This window comes from Paraburkholderia phymatum, from assembly GCF_040965635.1.
Taxonomy (GTDB): domain Bacteria; phylum Pseudomonadota; class Gammaproteobacteria; order Burkholderiales; family Burkholderiaceae; genus Paraburkholderia; species Paraburkholderia phymatum_B.
In genome coordinates this window covers 1-593 of the sequence record NZ_JBFRCH010000115.1, presented here as the reverse complement: position 1 = coordinate 593, position 593 = coordinate 1, and the positions used below count along the sequence as shown (strand labels likewise).

The window sequence follows — 593 nt, the reverse complement described above, 5'->3', positions numbered from 1 at the left end:
GTGCTGCGCATCCGCCTGCCCGGGCTCGCGATCCAGTATCTCCATGTACCGCGCCTGCGCCTCCTCCAGCCGTCCGGACTGGTGATGCGACAGCGCCTGCTCCAGCAGCCGTTGCACTTCGTTCATGCCTGTTCCAGCGGGCGGCCCGCTTCGGCCATGTAATGCGACCACATCCCTTCGAATGCCTCCTCCAGATGGCGCGCAAAGCGCGGCGCATCGCACAGCGGCGAGCCCAGCACCTGCGCGCGCAACCCCGCGCGCAGCCGCGCCAGCGCCTGCGCATCGCTTGCAAAGGCAATCGCCTTGCGCAGATACGCCTGCTCATCCGCCGCGATCCACTCGCCCATGCCCGCCGTATGCAGCAGGCTCTCGCAGATGTGCGTCACAAAGCGGTCGCCCTTCATGCCCAGCACCGGCACGCCCATCCACAGCGCTTCGGCCGTGGTCGTGCCGCCCGGATACGGAAACGGGCTCAGCGCGATATCCACCCGCCCGTACGCCGCCAGATACTCCGCGCGCGGCGACGGGCCCTCCAGTATCAGCCGCTCCCCGCCGATGCCGTGCGCCTCGAAACGCGACAATGTCGCGGCACG

The 593-nt window shown here is 69.0% G+C and carries 1 protein-coding gene; it reads right to left on the bottom strand.

Features of this window, described 5'->3' with window-relative positions; translation table 11 throughout:
* Positions 1 to 122: 122 nt before the first annotated feature.
* Positions 123 to 593: O-linked N-acetylglucosamine transferase family protein (locus tag AB4Y32_RS40440; protein WP_439899911.1), on the bottom strand; the 471-nt coding region annotated here is incomplete at its 5' end.